Below are 15,757 nucleotides of genomic sequence, written 5' to 3' on the forward strand. Positions count from 1 at the left end.
GTCTACCGTTCGCCAGGTGACGGCATGGCGGGCGCGTGATTGATTTCTCGCGACGGGGCAGACGATTGCTGGGGTTCGTCCTTTTCCGCTCGCGCGGAAGGAGCCGTCGGATCGAACACGCGAGGTCGGGGAAGCTCGACGCCCTCAGCGTGAAGCGCGTCGAGCATGCGCACAGCGCGACGCTTAACACGATTAACCGAACGATCACTGAAACCCTGCTCGCGCATAGCCGCCACAATCACGGCGAGCTGAATCTCATCGTCCAGCGATCTCGAGTGGCGCACCGGTGCGCCCATGGGACGGTCTGGACTTTCGTCGCGGGCCCCCTCAGGCGTTGCAGTCGTCGCTGCTTGCGGCTGCAACCCAGGACGCTCGGAGTCGCGATCGCGTGTGTGTTCCGTGGGCGCGTTCAACTCAGAAAGACGCGCCAGGTCGGCAGGCTCCGGTGTGTACCCGCTTACCTCAATACCGATTGAAACGGCCTGCAGCCATACTTCGCGGCAAAAGGCGTCGTGCCCCGACACGCGAATGCGCGTCCACGCCTTCGCCTGCACCATATCCATCATGGAAGCAACAATGTCTGTACGAGTTTGCATCGTGACGAGATATCGCCCCCGATCCTCGAACGCCAGCGGGTACGGGGCCTCCTTCAGGAAATATTGACTGCCGGCGCGCAGGTAGCTTCGCCTAACTCGCTCTGGCGCGTCGGCGATTTCCGTGAACTTCGGCACCGAATTTATCGCGCCGGGATCGGACACACCATCCGTGCCTGCATCGTCACGCCCCGCCTCGAAGCGGCTGCCGCCAGCCTGCTCTCGTAGCAGGGCGCGCGCCGCATCAAACTCGCTGCGCCGACGCGCAAGCATTGCGAGGTAGCCGAATTGTTTTGCCGGAAAGTGGTCCGACGGACGGCGTCGCGCTATGTCGACGTCCGCAGTCCATTCAGGCTCGATGGCGTTCACGGCGAAGTCCGCACTGGGTGCGAAAAGCGCCGGCGACTGGGTATCATCCATCATGTACCTCACCGGTTATGCGTCGCGCAATGCTCAGCTGCGCGGCGTCACCGTCCATATTGCGCATGACCGAATCGCTACCGCTGCGGGTCATCGATCTCACCACGCCCGTCCACGCGTGACCTGGCTTGCGCGAGCGCGGCCGCACGTGCGGCTTTCACGCGCGCCCATGACGCTGCACGCAGCGCATCGAGCTTCACGTCCATGTCGTCGAGCCCCATTTCCCGCGCAGATTTTTTCAGCGAGGCAACCGCCCGCTCAAGCTGATCGCGGGCCCGGTCCCACGGGTAGAGCTTCGCGCGCTCACCTTCGTAGACGATCTGTACGTCTGCGCCGTTTAGGCGATGGTGCTCGTCCATCCACCGTAACCGGTCCGACGCGAATGTCATCTTTCCCTTCGCATGAAACACCACGCTGCGTGGTGCCACCTCTTGAACAAGGAAATGCTCGGTATTGAGCACCTCCCCGCGATAGGGACCTCCATTCTCTCGTGGTGTGGACATCCTCAGTACAGACCCAAACCGCCGCTCGGCCGCCATCTTGACCTCCGTGGGCACGGCGTCGAGCCCGTATATGAGTTCGCCCATCGCATGACGTGGCCCCTGGTTCGAATGCTGCCCGTCGTCCGTGGTTTCGGTGACTGGGCTCGCCGCCGGTTCGTGGGTGAAAGCCAGTTTCCCTTCCTCCGGAGTACCAGATGGCTGCGTCGACGCGCAATCACCGCCCGAGCGGTCGGCCTCGGCGTGCCGGCGCACGTCGTCCGCCCCCGTGCCGTTGTCCGTCTTCCTCGATCCCATGTCTGCGTCTCCCGTCAAGTAAAACGACATACCCTCGGTTTGCGTCCGGCTCGCCTTCGAGTCAGCCGATGCAGGCGTCGGCGTCTCCAGTACCGCACGCCGCAACAGCTCGCCGACCGCCTCCGTTCCGTCGAGCACCGCCATATCGTTAAAGTCGGTCGGCAATTGATCCGCAATATGCGCCCCTGATGCGAACCTAGGAGCGACCAGTCGTGCATGGGCACCGCGCGCCGCATGCTCCGCATGCGTAAATCCAGCACCGAAATCGGCCAGAATCACAAGCACATCCTTCGGGTGCTGCGCGCGCCATACCGTAGCCACTTTGGATAAATTTCCGCTCGACAAAGCCGCAAGCGTGTACCACCCTGTCGCCTGCCATGCCGACACGGCAGTCGCCACGCCCTCTGCAATCAGCACCGGCAAGCACGCGTCGCGTCGACACTGTTCGGGCGTAACCGACCACCAGCCTCCCGCCTTCGCACCGCCTGCCAGCGATGATTTACGCCCTTCGCAATCGATCAGCTCGAGTGTCGAAATCTGATGACCGATACGAACAGGCACGATCAACACACGTCCCACGAGAGCGGCGTCATTGGATTTCGGGGCGTATCCGAGCAGCACATGCAACTCTTCTGCTTCAAGCTCGCGCAGGGTAGGCAACGGCGCAATCTGCTTGCGCACCAGATAAGGATGGTCAGGTGCCACCGGCCGTGCCCAACGCCAGATACTCAGCGCATCCCGAGCGACCGCGGCGCGGCGCGCCCGGCGCTTGCGCTCGAGTGAGGCGTCGGCGCCCACAATGGGGGCATGCGCCGACGCGGACCGCGCCGCGCGATCGCCAAACGCGCGCGAGCCGGCCAGATCGAACCCATGCTCGCGGGCCAGCCAAAACAGCGACGCAAGCGTAATCGCCCCACTTTCGCTCGCCGAGCGCCATGTCGCACGCGCCGATCGTGCATCGTAATTCGGCGCGGTCTGGCTCCATGCATCCCACAGCTCAAAACCTGCCTCGCCAAGCCCATGCTTCACGGCGAACGCCATGTCGACCCATGTCGTATAGTCGTCAGCCGGAATCGTCGCCAAAGCAGTGCGCACTCGATCCGCCTCACTGATATATGCAACGCTCATTGAACACCACCACTTGCCCGGGCGACGGGGCTCGGGTCGCGCTTGCGCGCGCCCGTCTCAGTATCAGTCATGCCATCTTCGCCGCGCGCCAACCGACGTCCGGCGCGCGCTACGTCCTCGGCCGGCACGCCCAGCAGCGTGAAATGCCGATCCACATACGCGGCTGCCTCCTCGCAACTGACATTGTCCAGCGCCTGCGGCAGCTCGCGCGGATCCCAGGCGTGTACAAGTTCCAGATAGTCCGCTCGCACATGCGTCAGCTCGCCCGTCTGTTCATCGACGTCGTCATCGCTCAGTTCGCGCAGCCGCTGCTCGATTTGTGCACCAAATCTCACGAGATCGAGTGCAGGCACCGCTGGCGCGTCCATTACCCGTGAAGTAAATGCACGATCGCGCCAATAGCAGATCCGGTCTGCCAAAATCGGCTTGGTATTTTCGAGAAGAATGATTTCCTTGTCGCGCGCGAGCTCCTTGATCTCCTGCGGCAACATCAGCGCACGACGTTGATCGGAAAAGCTCTCGCTCGCACCGCCGCGCGCACCGAACATGCCATTCGATCGGCTCGTGGTGCGCGATCGCTCCGTGCGCGTGCCGAGCATCTCGGAGTAGGCATTGGCGTCCTTCTGTTCGCGCGGGGCGAAAAGAATCTGCATCGCATGATTCGTGACAATGGTCCTCGCGTCAGCTCGGCCATACACAGACTCGAGCTGCGAGTCGGACTGCACGATCGAGAGTAGGCGCAGGTTGTAGCCCGCCATATAGGCCACCGCACGCGCGATAATCTGGATTTTTCCGATTGCCGTCATCTCGTCGAGCAGCAGCAGGCATTGATACTTCAATGCCGGATTGTCCTCTGCCAACTCCTTCGTGTTCAGATTCACGAGCTGCGAGAACATCAGATTCATCAGTATCGCCGCCTCACTTAAGTGATCGGGCGTCACGCCAAGATATACGGACATCTTGCGGCGTCTGACGTCTCGCAGATCAAAGTCGTTCGCGCTCGTCGCCGCGTCAACAATCGGGTTGGCCCAGATCGTCAGTGGCGCATTAAAAGTGGCCAGAATGCTCGCCAGGACCTTGTCGTCATTCGCGAGGAATCGATTCAGTGCATCAATACAGGCGCGGCTCAAGTACTGTCGATGCTGTATAAGCATCCGGTTCAAGTAGGTTTTGACCGGCTGACCATTTCCCGACGATTGCCGCAATACCTCGCCCATTGTGATCGGGTAGTCGGGCACCCCGCTCGCGCCAGCACGACGCGCCTCACGCAAATCGCACAGCAGCAGGACCAGTCCCAACAGAAGGTTGCGTGCCTGGTCTTTCCAGAATTCGTCATGCCCGCCGGCCGGATACAACACATAACCGATCGCCAGAATGTCGCCGACGCGAAACATGTCGTCTGCAATGACCGACAACGGGTTGTAGCGGTGCGTGCAGCCATCTTCTGCAAACGGATTGAACAGGTACACGGCTTGTCCGTGCGCGCGCCGAAAGCCTGCCGTGAGACGAAAATTTTCCTGTTTGATATCAAGCACGACCACGGAGTCGGAATAGCTCAGCAGATTCGGGATCACAATCCCCACGCCCTTTCCTGAACGAGCGGGCGCGGCAAGTAGCACGAATTGCTGACCGGCAAAGCGCAGATAGCGGCCACGCCAACGGCCCACCACAAGCGTCGGTTGAGACTTCGCGGGTGCAATCTGTCTCATAACAGCCCCGCCCGACGAATCTCCGCATCGTTCGCAAAGCGCGCGTCGCCATACAAGGGTCTGCGGCCTGCTTGTTCCAGCCACGTATACACGGCAAGCGCAGGGCCGCCGAAGGCGACAAGCAACCCCATGAGGCCCGCACCGGCCACACGTCTCCCCATATTCGGAAAACGGCCGTCGTACCATGCCACTAATGCATCAAGCCACGTTGACCAGCTTGCGCGAATGGGATTGCGGTGCATGCTTGCATATAGCATGCACGAGGCTAACCATTCGGCTGCGGCCAATCCGACGTATATCCCGATCGTGATGGCAAGCGTAAGAATCGTCACACGCCACACTGGAGCAAGCGTCCCGGACATGTCATGCATCGCAGCACCTCTCGGTTGGGTCAAACTCGATGGCAGCCTTCTCGCGCGGGTCGAACCAGACTTCGGTCATCGCCCAGCGTTTGCCGACCTGCACACCGTGTGAGTCCAATACGGGCTGCGCCTCCATGTGAGCGATCACGTCGATGGTCAAGCGCAGCACACGCTTGAGCGAAGCAATGTCCCAGGCGGCTGCCTCGGGATGCTCCTTCGCCATGAGCGCAAAACGCTCGATGGCAATGCCCGCACTGGACGCATGAAAACTCGTCATCGAGCCGGCGTGCCCGGTGGTCAAAAGCTTCAGGAAGTCGTACGCTTCCGCCCCGCGGAGCTCGGCAAGCAACACCCGGTCGGGACGCATGCGCATGGCGCAGGCAATCAAATCTGCAGGCGTTATGTGTGCGCGCCCCTGAGCGCCTTTGCTATAGAGGAGATGGACGCAGTTTTCGAGATGCCGAATGAACAGCTCGCGTACGTCTTCGATCGTCACGATGCGCTCGGTTGCGCTCAGGTATCGGCACAAGCTGCGCATAAAGCTCGTCTTGCCGGAGCCCGTGCTGCCGACAATGACAATATTGCGGCGTGCTCGCACGGCGCTTTCAAAGAAGGCGGAAAAATCACGCGCTTCGAGCCGCTCGACGAGCATCCGATCGGCTCCGCGCAACGCTAGGCCTGTCTTGCCGAGACCGTCAACGTGTCGCCAAACCGTGTCCTCAAACATGCCATCGGCACGATGGCACTCAAGCGTCTTTTCATCCGCGCTCGGGCGCCTGATCGTGATCGATACCGTCCGCGGCGGAACCACGGGCGGCACCACGAGTTGGAGGCGCGCGTTATCCGGTAATAGCGCGGAAAGCAGCGGATGCTCGGTCGAGACGCCCTGATTCGTCAATGTGGCAATCGCCACGGCGAACGCCATGAGTCGTTCGAAATCAAGCTCCGGTAAATCGTGTGCCTGCCACCCCCGATGGGTCTCTGTCAGAATACGCTGCGGTCGGTTGATTACGAGCTCCGTTACCGCTTCGTCGGCGAGCAACGGTGCGAACGAACGCATCAGCTCCGTCACCGACGCATCATCGGGCAATACCGATATTGTCTCGGCTACGCGATCGGTTTGTGGCTGAAGTGTTGCCTTGCATGCCTTCATCGCACCCCCTCCGGCTCCAGTGCATAAACCGAGCTGAAGTCCAGATCGCGAGCAAGGACAATCGTAAACTCGGTACCCTGATGTTGCTTGAGCGTCGGGGCAATATTGATGGTCTGATCGAGTACGCGTGTGGCCATGTCGCTGCCTTGCGCCTGTGTGTTCTGGTAGACAATCGTGCCGTTGCCATTGCCCCCGCGCGTGGCCAGATAACCGATCGCATCGTGGCTCAGTCCGAGCATCATCGCCGCGCCCACGCGCGCGCCCCAGTGATTCTCGATCGATCCATCCATACCCATGCGGCCCAGCGCGTCGGCTACCGGTGAATCGATCTGTACGGCTACCCCGTGCGGCGTAGCAATTCGTGCTGACAGAATAAATACACGTCGTTGCCCAGGCGCAAGATTCGCGCGATATTCGCAATTAATTTGCGAGCCGCGCTCGATCAGCACCACGCGCCCGTCGTCGGAATAGACATTACGTGCGACCGTGCAAGTCGATATACCCGCCTGGGTGGAATCGAACGCGGTGTCGCCCGCGCAATCGATCTTCGTGCCCTGAGCGAGTAGCAAACTGCGGTTGCCAATAAACGCTGCCATCACCTTTGGCATGCGCGTCGGCGTGAGCACCTGAGACAGTGGCTGTGAGAAGGGTTTCGCCCGCTCCTCGGCCATATCGGCAGTCGCATTCGACGGCTGCTGGTCCGCATGTACGGGAAAAATACTGGGGGAAGCTGACTCACTCTCGCTCGCGTCTGCCATTTGCCCATTGCTGGCCCCCACGGCAAGCAACGGCGCGTCGTAGTAGCTGCGTAACGGAGCAGCACGATCACTGGACGGCGCAGGCTGTACCGCGGCCGGTGCTGGCGCCGGTATAGGCATAGCAGCAGCCGATGCAGGCTCGGCAAGTGCCGGCACCTCGTCGAACACCTTTTCGTGTGCGCCTCGCGCATGGAGCGCACTGCGGCGCGCACGCGCAGCCTCGTCTCGGTGAGCGAGCACACCATGAACTGTCCAGACCGCGCCTATTAGCGCAAGGACAATGATCGCGAGCGGTACTAGCCAGTTGATGAACGATCGTCGCCCGAACCCATCCAGGCTGGGCATGCCGCGATCGAGCATGACAGACGATTCGGATCCCGTATCTGTATCCATATCTGCCGAGCTGTTGCGACGGATCCTGTCGTCCGTCGCTGCGCCGTTGGGCGAAGTGTCCTCAGTCATGTTCGCGACTCCGCAGCGTGCGGCGCACGCCGTCGACCGTCACACCGTGCCGCGGCGCGACGCCATCAATGTCGAATGCGTCGTTCCACAAACCAACCGCCTCATCGCCCAGACGCAACACGAGTCGGCGAGCAAGCTCATGGACGACCACCACATCACGGTCTATGTGCTTGTCCACCACGCGTTCGGTGTCATCGTCCTCGATTCGGAAGATCGCGGGTATACGACGATTGTTGGGGATTCGAATGTACGTAAAGCGACCGTCGTCCCATACTGCGGACGGTGCGATATCCTCTGCATGTGGCATGACCTGCATCGAGTACGCGGCGTTACGCACGACGGACGGCTGAGACAGCCGTTTCTGCAAACACGCCAAGCGCGCGGCAATAGACGCATCCGACGCAGCGGTGTCCGGATACACGAAACTTACCCGGTACATCTCGTGCGCGTTGCCAAAGCGTGCTTTCAGGGGCAGAACGAGAAGATCAAAGCTGTAGCTGCGCCGATCGGTCCGGACAATCAGATTCGTGTCATGAGCGGCGAGTTTCGGCTTCAGATAAACGTCATGGTCTCCCCGATTGGCTACCACATACCAACCGTCGCGGTCCCCTGGCGCAACCACAAGAATGTGCTCGGTCGGATCCAGCTCGACGTGGGTGGCAAAGCCGCGCTGCGCGATAATGCGCACGACTTCGTCCGGCACATAACGCACTTTGCGCACCCTGGCATCGTGCGTCCAGTCCGGCATGACGTGTGCGTCGACTGCTTGCGCCGCAAAGCACGCCAACAGGATCGCCATGGTCGCGAGCGTCTTCATCGGCCAGCTCCTGCACCGGGCTGTGGAGCAGGTGGCGTATCCTCCGCATCTCGGCTGTACGCCGTCACCTTGAAGCCGAATGGATTTTCGATGGCCGAACGTTCCCGCACCAGCACCGTGGGGCGGTAGGTAAAGGCGAGCGTAATCACAAAGCGCTTTGCTGGCTCACCGGTATCGATGCCGTTCTTGCGCACCGTTCGCTCGAGATGCACGACAGCATGTCCCGGCTCGTCGGGCACGAGCGTCGTCGACACTATTCGGGTGCGGTATTGAACTGACGCGCCCAGTTGCTGATCCAACGCGTTCGGACCGCTATAGATTTGACGATATGCGCGCGCGACCGATTCGTCGCTCATATCCAGGACACGGTCATAATCCATTTGCAACAGTCCCCAGTCGTAGCGCTCGCGAGTGCGTACATAGACTTCGACCCAGTGCTTATCTTCGATCTCACGCAGCGGCACGTGTTTTGCGTCGAGCACCTCGATGAATTGCGCCTCGCCGGTGAGCTTGTTCACCTCGATAGGCAACGGCACCACGCGATAAAACGGCATCATCACGGCAAGCGCCGCTACCGAACCGATCGCAACAATAACGGCGGCAAACGCCACTTGCCATGCGCGACGTTCGGAGCATGCCTGCAATGCGGTGAGCGACGCCTCAAAATCAAGCGCACGCCGATAATCGCTTTGATCGTTCACGGACAAGCTCCATCCAGCCGCAGGTTCGCCCCCGGAGGCACCGGCAGTTGCTGATTGACCGGTACGCGGTGAGCTCCATCGGGTAGCACGAGCCTGGACGGCACACCGTTGCATCCGGACATCGACATGCTCAGCCCGATAAGCACGCATATCATCCGGCGTCGCGTCATTGCAGTTCTCCTTATCGACCAAACGTGATCGGCACCATCTGATCCTGAAGTCGCCGCGTGTTGCCCGCTCGCTTAAGAAGCAGTTCAGTCTGCTGCTCGGCAATCAAGCGATCCTCGGTTTCCGCGAGCATCTTGAACATCTGCAACTTCGTCATTTCGTTGCCGACTGCCACACTCTCCGACTGGATTCGTGCTTGCAGCTCCGCGATACCCTTCGGATCCCGTGTCGTATCGATATGCCGCATCAGACGTTCAATCCGGTCGAGTTCGGCAAGCTCGGTCTGATATGCCTGCAGGCCAAGTGCCTTATCCTGAAATGGCTTGTTTAATGCACGCTGACAAATTCGCTGATCGATGCCATGCTGATCTTCACAGTCGTAGAGCTTGCTTTGCGCACGCAGCGCCTGGGCCGGACCAGTCAACCCGGCATACCCTCCCTCGCGAATCGCTGCATACACGCGTTGCCAATTGCCCGGCAACGCATTAACCACCCCCGGTCTATCCAGCAACGCACCAAAGCCGCGCGCGCCGCTCATTGAGCGGTACAACGCCATCTCCTGCTGCACTTGTTGTTTGAGCTGCCCGACCATCGCGATCGCCTGGGCGACGTTCTTTTCGTCATAGACCGAATAGATTTCCGCTTTCGCCGGCTCAATAAACGACGCCGAGCCCGCGACAATGGCGCACATCAGTACATGCGTGAATAGGTATCGCTTCATGGCTTCGCTTCCTGTTCAGTCGTGCGCACGGTCAAGCTGCTCGCGTGCAGCCCGTTGATAGGCTGGAGGATGCGGCGAGGCGGTGCTCACCAATGCGCCAGGCCTAGATATTCGACCGCCGGAAGACGCGTTTCGGTTTGCACTGCGCAGTGCGAAGGCCATCGCACCGGCCGCCTGTCTGGATGCGTAGCCGGCGACAAACGCTCCAAAGCCTGAGACAGTCGCACCGCCCGCAAGCCCCGAAGCCACGGCCGGCAATTGCCACCCAATCGTCGCCAGTAGCATAGATGTAACAAACATGCCGAAAGCCGCCGCCCACGGGGCGCTTGCTTGAAGTGCTTGACGGGCGGCAGCGGCCAACGCATCGGCAGAAGCGTCCGGATCAGCAGTCGTTACTTGAAACGGTGCGAGGTTGGCCGAGAACGCCGCGAGCGCGAGACCAAGAAAAGCCGCAACCAACACTTGCAACAGCGCATAGTTCACGAGCTTGGCAGTCCATGCTTCGAAAAATCTAACAGTAGGACTAAATGCTCCACACACAATGAATATGGGACCCAGCGCAAGTACGAGGTCGAGCAGCATGCGTGCCATCATCACTTCGACGCCGAGCACCATCAGAAAGATTGCGCCCCCGAAGGCGGCAACCAGACCACAAGCGAGGTCGCCGATACCTGCGACGATGCCGCTCATGCTCAGACCTTCATGGGTCGCTTTGTCGAAATAGGCGTCGACCACGAGGTTAAGCTGCCGATCATAGCAATCGAGCGTCCGGTAAATGCCCACAGCATGCTCGCTTGCCTCGCTCGCTTGTTCAACTGACCCGCATCCAACATTTCCTGCGCCGGTACGAACGGCTGCTGTCTGAATTGCCTGGGCGACGCCGGTTGTCGTCTCGCTCACGGCACTGACGACCTGGGACTGGTACAGCCCCGCACTTAGCGCAAACGCGAGCGTGATGACGACTTTCATACCTCGCCACGCAAATGCCGGCACCGGCTCGTGTGCCTCTCCGCGAATCACTGCCATGCCATACGCGAGAACCCAGATCACCACTCCCGTGGTAGCCGCGGGTACTAACGCGGACGACAACGCAGACGATGCATCGCTTACGTACGTGTGCATACCATTTTCGAGCGTACCGCCCACCGCGCTGAAGAGGCCATTCATAGAACACCACCTTGCGCGTGTGTAGCGGTGCTCGACAATGCGGTTTGAAACGCACTCGTCTGGCGCCGGCGAGCAGTCAGGGCATCATGAAAGCGCGGCAACCACACATCGGGGTCGTCCCCGACCTTGGCCCGGATCGTATTGAGCAACGCAACATTGTCTGACGTGCCCGACAGGACATCGAGCACGTCGCCCATTCCCGAGAGATCGAGTCGCCCGATTGCCGAACGATGACCCTGCTTGACCAAGAACAGCCGGCTGTGCTCACCCATGCGTCTCACAATGTTGAATTCTGCTTCGGTCAGCTTGAAACCGTGGACATAATCATCGTGGTCTGCGCTCGGGTTGGGGAGGAAGAAAAATGTAGCCGTCTGCTCTACAAGCGCACGAGAGATTGGACTGCTAAGCACATCCGCAGGGGACTGGGTATCGAAAATACCTAGGCCGTTTTGCTTGCGAATGGTCTTTTGCTTGTCGTTGGCAAACTCGCTGAACACCGGGTCGCGCAGGCGCTTCCAGAACTCGGTCATCACATAGATGAAACGCCGCCCATCGATCAGGCGTTCGGTCAGATGCAGCAGCACCATCGTCAGTGGCGCACATACCTCCGGATCGTCGAGCAGTTCTGTGTCGTCAAAACCGAACAATCGGTGCGCATCTAGATCAATCCGGTCAACCGGGTTATCGAGCACCCACCCGAGGCGCCCGCCGGCGCACCATTTGGCAAGCCGCGCATGAAGACTGTTATCTCCAACGTTTGGCAACAGTTGCCTGACCATGGACAACCGACGCAGCGATCGATCCATGCGTGCAACCTCCCGGATCGCGCGAGAGATATCGAGCTCATCCTTCGCGGACAGCGGTACTCCGTTGTCGACCAGCTTGCACACGAGACGCATCCAAAAACTGTGTGTCGCCTCGTCCGCCTCCAACTGGAACGGGTTCATGCCGGTGGGCTCACCACGGTGAAATACCGTGTATTGACCACCCATGGCGCGAATCCCGATTTCCGCTCCTCGGTCCTTGTCGAAGAGCACGCCCATCACACCGTACTTCATTGCCATCGCGAGCAGAAACAGTTCAAGCACAGTCTTGCCTGCACCGGCTCGGCCGATGATCTGCGTGTTGGCAAGCGCCTTCTCGTCGTTTGAGTCGACTTTCTCGGGCGTCGCGTGAAAATTCAGATAGAGCGGTTGCCCGCTGGGCGTTTTGACAATCGTGATAGCTTCGCCCCACGGATTACCCTCTCGCTTTCCAGTCGCGAAATTATGCAAACTGGCCATCGCGCAAAAGTTGCGTGATGTGAGCTTCGCCTCTCGCGGTCGGTATCGCCAGTTGCCGGGGCACTGCGCGAACCACGCAGCATCGGCGACCAGATCAATGAGCGCACTCTGGAAGCCGGCGTCTGCAAGCTTCGTTCGTGCTTGGGCGACATGCCGCACTACCTCATCCAAGGTATCTCCCAGCACAGCCAACGTGTAGTGGTACTCGCCCAAAACAAAATCGCCATTGACGAGATCGTTCGCGGCCTGATCCATTGCCTCGATTTGCGAGACAGCAACGTCATCTCCCGCAATCAGTTGGTTGCGCTGGCGCTCGAGCGCCTCCTTGGCACTGGGACGGTCAAGCACGGTAAAGCTTTGCGTTTCGATGTACTCGAAGTCGCCGTAGAGCAATCCATTGAGCATGCCTGGCTCGGTTTGCTCCGGATAGTCCTTCAGGTCGAGCAACGCCGCATAGCGGGTGCGCGTAGGTGTGCGGATCTCGAGCTTCTCACGGTGGAAGAACAGGCGCGAGGTTGGTAACGTGTCGCAAATTCGACCGTATCCAACCGGTACCGCCTCCCACGTTCCGTTGACTAGGTAACCAAGCATCTCGAGCGCGGCGGAATAGCGACAGAGCCGCTTGGTCAATGGATCGCGGCGTTCATACACACCGAGCGCGCATGGCGACCACGGTTTGAGACCAGTCTCGATCTGCGCGGCGATATCGGCCAGCGCACGCAATGCGTCTTGCTGATCGCGCTGAATGTCGTCAACTGTACGGCGTGCTGCACGGCTGAACAGCCGCCCCAATCGCGTCCGGTGAGGACGATATACGGCGCTCACGTAGAGCTCGTTGGTCATCATCGTGTAACCGGCAAAGCTCGCGTAGTAGCGCTCAGCTAAGTCCTGACAGAATCGGTTGAGATAGGTCGTCTCGAACCTGTCCGCGGTACGCCGCCGCAGCCGATGCGTCCATAGCGCGACGTGGCCACCCGGCAGATTGCGCACCAGCTGATTGAAGGTGACATGGCGCGCGAGAATATCGGCAGGATCGGCCGTCTCGAATGCAATCCCGGGAATTTTCCAGATTTGTATATAGTCACCCTCGCGTGTGCGAATCACGCGGTCCGTGACATGCGACGAAAATGGGATGAAATCTGCGAGCACCACTTCGCGCGGTACGAGGGTTGCGTGTGCCGACGGTGTGCTCATGTCACCCTCGCGCCTTCAATCGGATCGGCGCATAGGCATGCGCGCCCCAGAAGCGCCGGTTGCGCTGGCACAGTCTCATTTTCACGCGTAGCATGCGCTGAGCGAGACGTTGGTCGTCCTGACGCGTAATCATGCGCATCGTCGCGAACACGGGAACGATCAACAGTACGATTGCGACACCCAAAGGCGCACTCGCCATCAATACCCAGATTGCCGGGATCAGCATGCCGCCAGCGACCATCAACAGCGGTACAAGTGGAACGCCCCATAGCATCGCTGGCCGCGTGCAGCCTTTGAATACGGGGTCGGAGAGTGTGTTCACAATCAGCTCCGTGTTCACGTTAGGCCGTCGGAATCAACATGCCAGCAATGACCGTTGCGCAGCCAACGAAAAGGCCACCGACGAAAACATGCGCGATATCGCCAAACCGGGCGTGCTGAAACATCATTTTGAAGCCGGCCCAGATGATGGAAATCGAACACACCACCCCGCCCACACCGAGCAACGTGTTCTGAATAGTGATCAGCAAGGTATTGACCTGACTGAGTTGTGCAGATGCCGGAGGGGTTGCCATGACGAGCACGCCGAGCACTGCAATGCGGCGCCAATTCGACGAGATCCACGCAACACACGTTTTTCTCAGTCTCACGTCGCTTATGCTAATTAGGAATACAGATTTCATAATGCACTCCATCCAGCCGAATTCCACCTTCCTTGCTCAGAAAATAACGGCACTGCCTTCGACTCCACCGTTATTTTGGCTTCGCGCTGTATCGTCGTTCGGGTTCGAGGATGGAGGAGACACAGGAGTCGAGCGCCCGCGGCTCTCAGCCCTAGACCCAGTCACACGGTCGCGTATCACCGGAATCGGCGTTGCAGATGACGTCAGCGCAGGAACGAAAGTGTCGCCCGACGCCGCTGCTTCCGTAATCCGTCGCACATATCCGACGCGAAAACCGGTTACGAAATTCCCGCTCGCATAGCACGACAGCGCAGCGCGCAACGCCTCTTGTGGATGGGCATGAATAGGGCGAGCCCGCCGAAAACATGCCCGAAGAATAGCCGCACCAACGCTCAGGTTCCGACAGACGTCGCAGACGGTCCTCGCGGTCAATCCGTAACGAGACCAGTTGTCGCGATTGATTTGCGCGAGGCCGGCGCTGTAGTTCCACCCCGCCGCTTGCAATGCCTTGACCGTGGCGATCGCTTCGTCCTCGCGCCGAGGCTGTCTCACCAAACGGCCATGGACAACACCGATAGCGTAGGGATTGAATCCCGATTCGATTCGTACAATGGCAGCCAACGTCTGCGGGGCGACGGCAGGCGCACACTGCTGAGCCATCGCCACGAAGTCTTGCGTGGTCATCGCCCATCTCCGCTCGTGCGGCGCGCGCTGATATTATCGCGTCGACATATCATCAATACGGGCGTACCGGCCGTCCGAATGACAGTCGCACTCTCGGCTCGGCCGCGCACCGGTATCTGGTCCATATTGTCGTTCACGCGCATGATCTGCCCCCTCGCTGTCGGACCCGCGCAAACGATGGCGGGAACACGAGGGTATTCAAGCAGCCGGTAAGCACTGACCCAAACCCGTCTTGTAGACGGGTTTTCCCGTCGGGTTGGCTCTGTATCGCCGATTGAGATCAGTTCGACTCAAACGTTTGCCTGTCCGTTGAACCGTGTCAGTGGCCGACCCCGGTTTGCCGCGCCGCTCGATGCCTGCTCACGTCGCTCCGAAACAGCTGAAGGTCGATTCAGTTTGCGTGAAGTACCGCATCCGAACCGGCTCGTCGCATTGTCCACAAACACCAACAATGCGCGGGCCTGTGCCCGGTCCCGGCACTATCAGGGTGGAGCGACCCCACGTATCTGAGGACACGAGGACTCTCTTAAAATAAGGGATAGTCTTGTGCCTATCAGTAAGCCTAGTCATTACGTGGAAAGCATCGAAATTCTGACCGAGCCGGAGCGCCGTCGTCGGCGCACGGCGCAAGAAAAAATCGCCATCGTGCAGGAAACATTGGAGCCGGGAGCGTCGGTGTCGGCCGTTGCACGTCGGCACGGCGTCAACGCCAACCAAGTGTTCGGCTGGCGCAAGCAATACCAGGAAGGCAGTCTGGCGGCGGTGAAGGCAGGCGAAACCGTTGTGCCGGCATCTGAGCTGGCCGCCGCCATCAAGGAAATCAAGGAACTGCAACGGCTACTTGGGAAGAAGACGCTGGAGGTCGAAATCCTGAAAGAAGCCGTGGAATGGGGCCGTTCAAAAAACCTGATTGCGCGCTCGCCCTTGCTGCCGGGGGGCGACCGATGAAGACGGTCT

Annotated in this window: 14 protein-coding genes and 1 pseudogene; 1 reads left to right on the forward strand and 14 read right to left on the reverse strand. The window is 59.9% G+C overall.

Going from position 1 to position 15,757, the window contains the following annotated elements:
* Positions 1-2: 2 nt before the first annotated feature.
* The 14 genes from AP428_RS25440 to AP428_RS35850 form a co-directional block, all read right to left on the reverse strand.
* Positions 3-1,016, reverse strand: a complete 1,014-nt coding sequence (locus tag AP428_RS25440; RefSeq protein ID WP_172593273.1) for an LPD7 domain-containing protein — start codon at positions 1,014-1,016, stop codon at positions 3-5.
* Positions 1,017-1,090: 74 nt separating this feature from the next.
* Positions 1,091-2,938 (reverse strand): PriCT-2 domain-containing protein, encoded by a 1,848-nt coding sequence (locus AP428_RS25445; RefSeq protein ID WP_011694470.1) that lies wholly within the window; start codon positions 2,936-2,938, stop codon positions 1,091-1,093.
* Positions 2,935-4,647, reverse strand: coding sequence for a type IV secretory system conjugative DNA transfer family protein (locus AP428_RS25450; protein ID WP_011694469.1), 1,713 nt, complete (start codon positions 4,645-4,647; stop codon positions 2,935-2,937). Before AP428_RS25450 ends, AP428_RS25445 begins: the two co-directional genes overlap by 4 nt.
* On the reverse strand, positions 4,644-5,018 hold the full coding sequence (locus tag AP428_RS25455; protein WP_226292393.1) for a hypothetical protein: 375 nt from the start codon (positions 5,016-5,018) through the stop codon (positions 4,644-4,646). The genes AP428_RS25450 and AP428_RS25455 overlap by 4 nt, the downstream gene beginning before the upstream one ends.
* Entirely contained in the window at positions 5,011-6,162 is a 1,152-nt protein-coding gene (gene virB11, locus AP428_RS25460) for a P-type DNA transfer ATPase VirB11 (protein ID WP_041489428.1), read from the reverse strand. The genes AP428_RS25455 and virB11 overlap by 8 nt, the downstream gene beginning before the upstream one ends.
* Positions 6,159-7,382 carry a type IV secretion system protein VirB10 gene (gene virB10 / locus AP428_RS25465; protein WP_011548472.1) on the reverse strand — a complete coding sequence of 408 codons (1,224 nt, stop codon included), beginning with the start codon at positions 7,380-7,382 and terminating at the stop codon, positions 6,159-6,161. The genes virB11 and virB10 overlap by 4 nt, the downstream gene beginning before the upstream one ends.
* Positions 7,375-8,199 carry a TrbG/VirB9 family P-type conjugative transfer protein gene (locus tag AP428_RS25470; protein ID WP_011548473.1) on the reverse strand — a complete coding sequence of 275 codons (825 nt, stop codon included), beginning with the start codon at positions 8,197-8,199 and terminating at the stop codon, positions 7,375-7,377. Before AP428_RS25470 ends, virB10 begins: the two co-directional genes overlap by 8 nt.
* Positions 8,196-8,900, reverse strand: coding sequence for a virB8 family protein (locus tag AP428_RS25475; RefSeq protein WP_011548474.1), 705 nt, complete (start codon positions 8,898-8,900; stop codon positions 8,196-8,198). The genes AP428_RS25470 and AP428_RS25475 overlap by 4 nt, the downstream gene beginning before the upstream one ends.
* Before the next feature lie 181 nt (positions 8,901-9,081).
* On the reverse strand, positions 9,082-9,789 hold the full coding sequence (virB5, locus tag AP428_RS25480; protein ID WP_011694468.1) for a P-type DNA transfer protein VirB5: 708 nt from the start codon (positions 9,787-9,789) through the stop codon (positions 9,082-9,084).
* Between the two features lie 15 nt (positions 9,790-9,804).
* Positions 9,805-10,956, reverse strand: coding sequence for a type IV secretion system protein (locus AP428_RS25485; protein WP_011548475.1), 1,152 nt, complete (start codon positions 10,954-10,956; stop codon positions 9,805-9,807).
* Positions 10,953-13,433: a VirB4 family type IV secretion/conjugal transfer ATPase gene (locus AP428_RS25490; protein WP_011548476.1), complete on the reverse strand. Its 2,481-nt coding sequence runs from the start codon at positions 13,431-13,433 to the stop codon at positions 10,953-10,955. Before AP428_RS25490 ends, AP428_RS25485 begins: the two co-directional genes overlap by 4 nt.
* A gap of 1 nt (position 13,434) precedes the next feature.
* Complete coding sequence (locus tag AP428_RS25495) at positions 13,435-13,755, reverse strand: type IV secretion system protein VirB3 (RefSeq protein ID WP_011694467.1); 321 nt, start codon at positions 13,753-13,755, stop codon at positions 13,435-13,437.
* Between the two features lie 19 nt (positions 13,756-13,774).
* A complete protein-coding gene (locus AP428_RS25500; protein ID WP_041489429.1) occupies positions 13,775-14,128 on the reverse strand; it encodes a TrbC/VirB2 family protein in 354 nt (117 codons plus the stop codon).
* Positions 14,129-14,152: 24 nt separating this feature from the next.
* Positions 14,153-14,800: a lytic transglycosylase domain-containing protein gene (locus tag AP428_RS35850; protein ID WP_011548479.1), complete on the reverse strand. Its 648-nt coding sequence runs from the start codon at positions 14,798-14,800 to the stop codon at positions 14,153-14,155.
* Between the two features lie 582 nt (positions 14,801-15,382).
* On the opposite strand from AP428_RS35850, the pseudogene AP428_RS25505 reads away from it, so the two are divergent.
* A pseudogene (locus AP428_RS25505) lies at positions 15,383-15,757 on the forward strand (transposase); the annotation flags it as partial.

Source organism: Burkholderia sp. E168m22, assembly GCF_001319805.1.
Classification (GTDB): domain Bacteria; phylum Pseudomonadota; class Gammaproteobacteria; order Burkholderiales; family Burkholderiaceae; genus Burkholderia; species Burkholderia orbicola.

What these genes read in the sequence shown, in the direction of transcription:
- AP428_RS25440 (WP_172593273.1), bottom strand. Translation starts at nt 1,016, where the DNA reads ATGATGGATGATACCCAGTCGCCGGCGCTTTTCGCACCCAGTGCGGAC.
- AP428_RS25445 (WP_011694470.1), bottom strand. Translation starts at nt 2,938, where the DNA reads ATGAGCGTTGCATATATCAGTGAGGCGGATCGAGTGCGCACTGCTTTG.
- AP428_RS25450 (WP_011694469.1), bottom strand. Translation starts at nt 4,647, where the DNA reads ATGAGACAGATTGCACCCGCGAAGTCTCAACCGACGCTTGTGGTGGGC.
- AP428_RS25455 (WP_226292393.1), bottom strand. Translation starts at nt 5,018, where the DNA reads ATGCATGACATGTCCGGGACGCTTGCTCCAGTGTGGCGTGTGACGATT.
- virB11 (WP_041489428.1), bottom strand. Translation starts at nt 6,162, where the DNA reads ATGAAGGCATGCAAGGCAACACTTCAGCCACAAACCGATCGCGTAGCC.
- virB10 (WP_011548472.1), bottom strand. Translation starts at nt 7,382, where the DNA reads ATGACTGAGGACACTTCGCCCAACGGCGCAGCGACGGACGACAGGATC.
- AP428_RS25470 (WP_011548473.1), bottom strand. Translation starts at nt 8,199, where the DNA reads ATGAAGACGCTCGCGACCATGGCGATCCTGTTGGCGTGCTTTGCGGCG.
- virB5 (WP_011694468.1), bottom strand. Translation starts at nt 9,789, where the DNA reads ATGAAGCGATACCTATTCACGCATGTACTGATGTGCGCCATTGTCGCG.
- AP428_RS25485 (WP_011548475.1), bottom strand. Translation starts at nt 10,956, where the DNA reads ATGAATGGCCTCTTCAGCGCGGTGGGCGGTACGCTCGAAAATGGTATG.
- AP428_RS25490 (WP_011548476.1), bottom strand. Translation starts at nt 13,433, where the DNA reads ATGAGCACACCGTCGGCACACGCAACCCTCGTACCGCGCGAAGTGGTG.
- AP428_RS25500 (WP_041489429.1), bottom strand. Translation starts at nt 14,128, where the DNA reads ATGGAGTGCATTATGAAATCTGTATTCCTAATTAGCATAAGCGACGTG.
- AP428_RS35850 (WP_011548479.1), bottom strand. Translation starts at nt 14,800, where the DNA reads ATGACCACGCAAGACTTCGTGGCGATGGCTCAGCAGTGTGCGCCTGCC.